A 6,351-nucleotide genomic window follows, 5' to 3' on the forward strand; every position below is an offset into this window, starting at 1 on the left:
CCCGCCCCCACCAACGCTCCACCACGCCCTCCCCAAGGAGGTCACTCTCCAGCCGGTACAGGCGCTGCGCGCTGTTCAACGCGGCGACCTGTGCCATCAGGTTCGTCAGCTGATCCATGCCAATCCCAGAAGTTGTGACAGCCCGCCCGACACGCAGCGGATAGCCGTGCATTCCCCCTTGCCGGCGAATCTATCAGAAAACAGGAACGTGACATTTCATGCCGAATTCAAATAAATGAATCGGCAAAGCTTCAAATCGGGCAACAACGCACAGTTCAGGCCATGACGACGCGAGGCCCACCGGGGCCTCGCGTCGTGTCGTCTGGCAGGACTGCCGCAGTGATCAGAACCGCGGCATCCCGTTGGGGATCGCACGTTTGAGTCCATCGATCACGGCGTCCTTGCCGGCATCAATCGCGTTGTCGACCGCGCGATCCACCGCACGCGCCGCACCGTCCTTGATCTCCTCGGCCTTCTGGCGGACACCGTCAACACCTTCCTGGACCTTCTCCTTGGCTGCATCGATCGCGCGATCACGCTGGTACTCCACTTCCTTCATCGGTTGCAGGAAGCGCTCGTGGTCGCGGTCCATGATGTGACGGTACTGGCCGACGCCGTTGGGTTCACGGCGCGTGCCCGATCCCACCACGTTCTTCACGACCCAGCCTTCCATGCCCATGTTGTCACGCAGGTCCTTGGCATCCGAATCGCGCATCAACGGCACATTCCCTGCACTGTTCTCGTCCTCGACGTCCACGTCCTTGCTGTTGGCGGCCAGCACCTGCTGCTCGAACCGGTTCAGCTCATAGGACAGCGCCTGCATGTACTCGCGGCCGGCCTCGTCGTGCTTGCGCAGGTCGCTGTACTGTTTCGCCAGTGCCAGGTGGTGCTCCCGCAGCGCGTTGCGCTTGCGGATCTCGTTGATGAAGATCGCCTTGTCGATGCGCGTGATCGGGCCAAGCATCCAGAAGCCCGCGTGCGAGTCATGCACGTAGTCGTCGAAGAAGCGGTCGACGTCGGCAGGAATCGGCGCCGTCGCATCCACCGCGCTGACCACGTCCTTCTGCACCTGCGAGGGCGAGGCCGACAGATTGATCGGGACCCCCACCAGGCCGATGGGCACCGTCACCGTCCTCGGCTTGTGGGCGTCGCGGGCACGCTGCAGGTCAACCTGCCAGTCCTTGTTGCCCTCTTCCAGGTCCGCCTTGTCCTGCGCGCTGGCCGCGGACCAGCTCTTGAGCGTCTTCAGCGCGGCGTCGCTGGTGTACTTCCCGCGCCAACGCCAGTAGTGCTGCATCTGCGTCTGCATGCGCCCTTCCATGTGGCCGCGCTTGCTGCCGCTGACGTTCTCGCCCTTCTCGTTGGTCGGCGTCCATTGCAGGTAGGCCGAGAATGCACTTTGCAGCGTCGGCTCGATCTTGAAGTCGCTGTTGATATTGGCAGGCAGCTCATTGAGCGGAAGCAGCTTCACGCCGCCATTGACGCTTTCGAAATACATGTCGCTCAGTGGGATCTGCGAGAGCATGTCACTGCGCCCCGCACGCCCCTTGCCCTGGTCGCCGGGGGCATAGCCACCGCCGATATCCGAGTGCACGCCGGGGTAGACGAACTCCTTGGCCGGTGACGGCCAATCCCCGCCCATGCGCAACGTGGACAACGGGAACGAACGCCGGATCTCATGCCCGGCGCAGTAATGCACGGTCTGCTCGACGCCGGCCGGAATGCCCATGCTGCCGTTGGCCCAATCGAGGAAGCCGCCGCCCACCGGCGAGGAATCGGCCAGCAGCACCGATGCCACGGTGTCGTACAGCCCCAGGAAGCGGATGTTCAACTCTGCCGGCCCCACCTTCCCCTTCGTGGCCAGCTTCACCCAGTTCGCGAACGTGCGCGCCTCCGCGGCGCCGCGCGAAAACCCGAACACCGTCAGGTGGACGCGGGTAATGTTCGGCCGCTTCTCCTTCACCTTCGCCAGCAGGCGTTGGTCGATGTCCTCGAATATCTGGATCATCTTGGCGTTGCCGCCGCGATACAGGGTCTTCAAGCCCCTCCAGATCTCGGTGACCAGGACCTTGGCTTCGTCCGCCGGCACCAGGTCGGTGCCGGTGACCGAACGCGAAACCGCGTTGTACAGCATGATCATCGCGTAGTGGATGCGTGCCTCGCCACCGCGGGCCATGCTCTTTCCCTTGCTGTCCTCCCCCGTTTCGTCGATCTCGGGGAACGGCGTGCCCACTCCGGGCAGGTAGAACTTGAAGTACTCCACGTCGTCGGACTTGTGCGCGTCGTACAGCGTGACCACGTTTGAATGGCCCGCACTGCCGCGGTCGCGCAGCATGTTGTTGTTGGTGCCGTCGAAGAACACCCCGACATGCAGCTCGCGCATGCAGTCAAGGCCGTCGGCCTTGCCCAGGTCGGCCTTGCCGGCCCGCCCGGACAGTTCCTGCGCGCTGGGCTTGCGGTTCTGGCGCGGGAAGTCCTTCGGCATCTGCATGGTGGCATTTGCCTTCGCCCCGTACTTGTCGTTGTCCCAGCTGTCGCCCGGCGGTGCGCTACCCAGGCGTTCATAGCTGGGCTTCCAGTCACGCAACAGGAAGGGCTTCTCCTTGGTGGGGCGGAAGTACAGCAACTGGTCGCCGTTGGGCAGCAACAAGGCCGTTCCAGTGACATGCTTCGCATCGGCGAAGAACCACGCCTCCGTCGAACCGTCGCCACGACGATCAACCGCCCACCAGCCTGCCTCGAACTTGCTCATTTGGTTTCTCCCTGCGGGGCAGCCGGTACGGGCGGCACACCTGCGTCCTCAACGTCCGATCGCGTCGACCAGCCCGGCGGTGCTTCCGGATAGGGCGGCCCCTTGTAGCCTTCCGCGCGCGGCGAACCGTTGAAGATCACGATCCGCACCTCGTCATTCGGCAGGAAATGCACATTCATCGAACCGGGCACGTCATAAGGCTCGATCGGAACCTCCGCCTCATGCCAGGTCTGGGTCGGGTCACCGTCGGACTTGCCGCTGCTGGTCGCCCACTTGACCTTGGCGGTCAACCCGGGATGCCATTTCCTCGGGTAGAGGATGCAGCACACCGAGCCACCACCGGAGTAAGCGTTGATGCTGACGCCGCCGTGGTTGTTCACGTAGAACGGCGTGATGGCCTGATCGGTGGAGTTGTATCCATCGATGCTGCCCATGGCCGTGTCGTCCTGACCAGACTTTGCCCCGCAGGCGCTCACCAGCGAGAGCAGGCAAACGCCGAGAAGTACCTGCCAGTGCCGCCTCATCGTACGTGCCAATGGTTTGCGGCGTTCATGGAAATACGGAAGGGCAGGCTTCATTCGGTCCATCCTTGCGGGCGTCCTGCGCCCGCCGTGGTCATGCTTGCGGTCATCAACGGACCGCTGCGATGTGGTGGTGTTCTGCTGCAATGCCGTACCCCTCATGGCAGCACCCCGCGTTCTTCCTCCGGACGGCGGTACTCCAGCCGTTCCCAGACCGCATTGCCCCACAGCGGCATCTTGTCGACCAGCAGGAACTCCCCCGCTCGCACGCCTTCCCAGGTGGAGTGCAGTTCCGGCAGGGTGTGGAAGTCCTCCCCGCAGCTGAGGCTGAGCACCACGAACTGCAGGCGGCTCTTGAGATCCTGCACGTTGAAGCGGGACGCCGTCTGCAGGATCTGCGTGATCCGGGCATGGAAGTCGCCGCGCACGCGTGCCTCCGGTACCAGGCTGGGGGTCTGTTCGCACAACATCATGAAGATCGCATCGGGCTCGGCGGCGGCGCGCAGCGCACGGAACTGGGCCACGGACAGGTGCAGGTGCTCGTGTGTATCGGCGACTGCCCCGTCCGGAGCTGCACGCCACTGCACGTACTGCCCGTTGCGGTCCACCCAGCCCCATTGCGCGACACATCCGCTCACGCGCGCAGCCTGCGTGGCGGACAACTCGGAAAGCAACACCGGCAGCACACGCGTATCGGCGAAACGGCAGTGGATGGGCTGCCCGCGTTCGGCGACGCCCGCCATGCCCAGATAGGCGCACAACCGCTGCAACTGCCCAACATCGGCATTGCCGTACAACCAGCTCAGCGCCGGCGCGGGCATTGCGAGCTCAAGCAATTGCAGGACCTGCGCGGTGCGCTGAACCTCACTGCCGGCAAGGGAGAGCAGCAGCACGCCCACGTCGCCGTAGGCATCCAGCTCCGAGCCCGCATAGGCCGCCGTGACCTGCATGCCATGCCGGGCGCAGACCGCCTGCACCCGCCCGGCATCGACCAGGGCCGCATCCAGCAACGCCCAACAGGCAAGATCGCCGTCACCGGCGATGGTGGCCGCCAACGCGGGCAACGCGGCCGAAGGCAGTGCATTGTTTGCATGACAGGAGGACAACGTCGCTTCCTCCTTACTGCAATGCCGCGAATGGCGCACCGGACGCGGCGGCCTTCAGCATGCACTCCACGCAGATGGACTTCGGGAACAGCGGCAACGGATAGTCGCCCTGCACCGGGCCCACGAAGGACTTCTTCTTGGCATGCACGGTGATCTTTCCCGGGCAGTTGAAGCTGATGTTGCCGCCCTCGATCGTCACGCTCGCGCCACCGGCGGTGGCGATGTGGATCGTCTTGCCGGCCGCCAGCTCCACCACGCCCTGCGCACTGGCCGCGCGCAGCGCCTGCCGCGACTGGATCTGCACCTTGTCGTTCTGCGCCTGCACGTCCAGCTCGCCGGCACCGGTGACCACGCTCAACGCGTTGCCTTCCTTCACGCCACCGTCGACCGCCGCCGCCAGCACCCCGACCGCCTGCCCGGCATGCAGCCGCGCATCCCCCATCACCGTGGTGTCGCTGTGCTCGCCGCTGGCCAACAGCAGCCCTTCACCGGCCGTCCAGTGCAGCGCCTGCCCGGCCACTTGGGCGATGCCCGCCGGCGCGGCCAGGCCCAGCAGCGGATCACCGCTGTGCGGCACCCGCCCGTCACCGGGTTGCGCCTGCCGCTCGGCGGCCTCGCTTCGGGCCTCGCCGTAGCCATCGCCACGCACCGTGGTGTTGACGCTGTCCTGCAGCGCCGCCAGCGGCGCCTTGTCGGCGACCAGTTGCGAGCGCGCCTTTCCACGCGCACCTTCCTGCAGCGCCAACGGGCTGGTCAGGTGGGTCCGCGCCGCTTCGCTGAAGCGCTGGCCCAGCTGGTTCACCTGCTTGAGCAGGGCCGACGGCTGCACCGCCTCGCCCACCGGCTGCGCTCCGTCATGCGCATACGCACTGAACCAGCTGCCCGCCGTCGCACGCACCGCGCCCCAGCCGTCGGTGCGCAGCTCGAAGCCGGTACCGCGCAGGCTGCCCAGGAAGTTGTCCGACTGGTGGCGCAGGTGGCCCAGCGTCAGCTGCGAGGTCTGCTGGCTGCTGGCCAGCTGCACCCGCAGCTGCTGGTCCGAGTCATCGAACAGCAGGTGATTGCTGCCCTGCCCGCCGTCCCATTCGCGTGAGCGGATGCCCCACACCGCACCGGCGTGCCGGTGCGCATCGTCCCCCCCGCCGGCGGCATGCCAGGCCGGGGCGTGGCCACCGCTCAGGTTGCCCTGCGCACTGCTGCGCTGGTCGCCGGCCTGCCCGTAGATCGCGCGATCCGTCTCGCCCTCGGCACCGGCCGGGGTCGGCGCCACGCCCGCTTCGCCGCGGCCGTTGTACAGCGCGCCCAGCACGATGGGCCGGTCGATGTCGCCCTCCAGGAACCCCACCACCACTTCCTGGCCGATGCGCGGCAGGAACTGGCTGCCCACGCCCGGCCCGGCGTAGCGCTGGGCCACCCGCAGCCAGGTGGTATCGCCCTGCGCATCCTGGAAATGGAAACGCACGCGTATCCGTCCCAGGCTGTCGGCATGGACGTCCTGCCCGCCACCGTCGTGGCCGGCCACCACGATGGCGGTCTGGTAGCCCGGCGCGGTCGGCCGGGGGTTCAGGCGCGCACCGGTGGCATCGTGCAGCTGGGGCCGCCAGGGCAACGTCCGCTCCACGGCGGTGAAGGTGTTGCCGTAGCCCACCTTCTCGGCCGAGGCCCAATTGGTCGTACTGCCGTCCATCAACACGGCACCCAGCGTCGTCTCCACGCTCCTGCGCAGGTCGGTCGGCAGGTTGTTGATGCCGGTGTGCTCCACCGCGACCAGCAGCAGCTCCGGCGGTTCGGCAAACGGCGCCTGCTGCACCCGCACCCACGTGCCGGACTGCAGCCCACGCACGCTGCCCTGCCCGTGCCAGCACCGGCTGTGGGCTTCCAGCACCTGCGCCTGCAGCTGCGCGTAATGATCGGCCGTGGCGCCATCGGCGAAAGCATACGCACCGGCCGGGTCGTAGTGCTCGCGCTGTGA

The 6,351-nt window shown here is 66.6% G+C and carries 4 protein-coding genes; all 4 read right to left on the reverse strand.

Annotated elements, in window-relative coordinates:
- Window positions 1-343: 343 nt before the first annotated feature.
- Window positions 344-2,752: a T6SS phospholipase effector Tle1-like catalytic domain-containing protein gene (locus ACIPR8_RS19935; protein WP_446542174.1), complete on the reverse strand. Its 2,409-nt coding sequence runs from the start codon at window positions 2,750-2,752 to the stop codon at window positions 344-346.
- Entirely contained in the window at window positions 2,749-3,330 is a 582-nt protein-coding gene (locus ACIPR8_RS19940) for a DUF3304 domain-containing protein (RefSeq protein WP_225591987.1), read from the reverse strand. The genes ACIPR8_RS19935 and ACIPR8_RS19940 overlap by 4 nt, the downstream gene beginning before the upstream one ends.
- Before the next feature lie 101 nt (window positions 3,331-3,431).
- Window positions 3,432-4,379 carry a DUF4123 domain-containing protein gene (locus ACIPR8_RS19945; RefSeq protein ID WP_446542175.1) on the reverse strand — a complete coding sequence of 316 codons (948 nt, stop codon included), beginning with the start codon at window positions 4,377-4,379 and terminating at the stop codon, window positions 3,432-3,434.
- A gap of 13 nt (window positions 4,380-4,392) precedes the next feature.
- Window positions 4,393-6,351 (reverse strand): type VI secretion system Vgr family protein (locus ACIPR8_RS19950; RefSeq protein ID WP_446542176.1); only part of this gene is annotated, 1,959 nt, incomplete at its 5' end.

The sequence above is a fragment of the Stenotrophomonas sp. LARHCG68 genome, assembly GCF_052871705.1.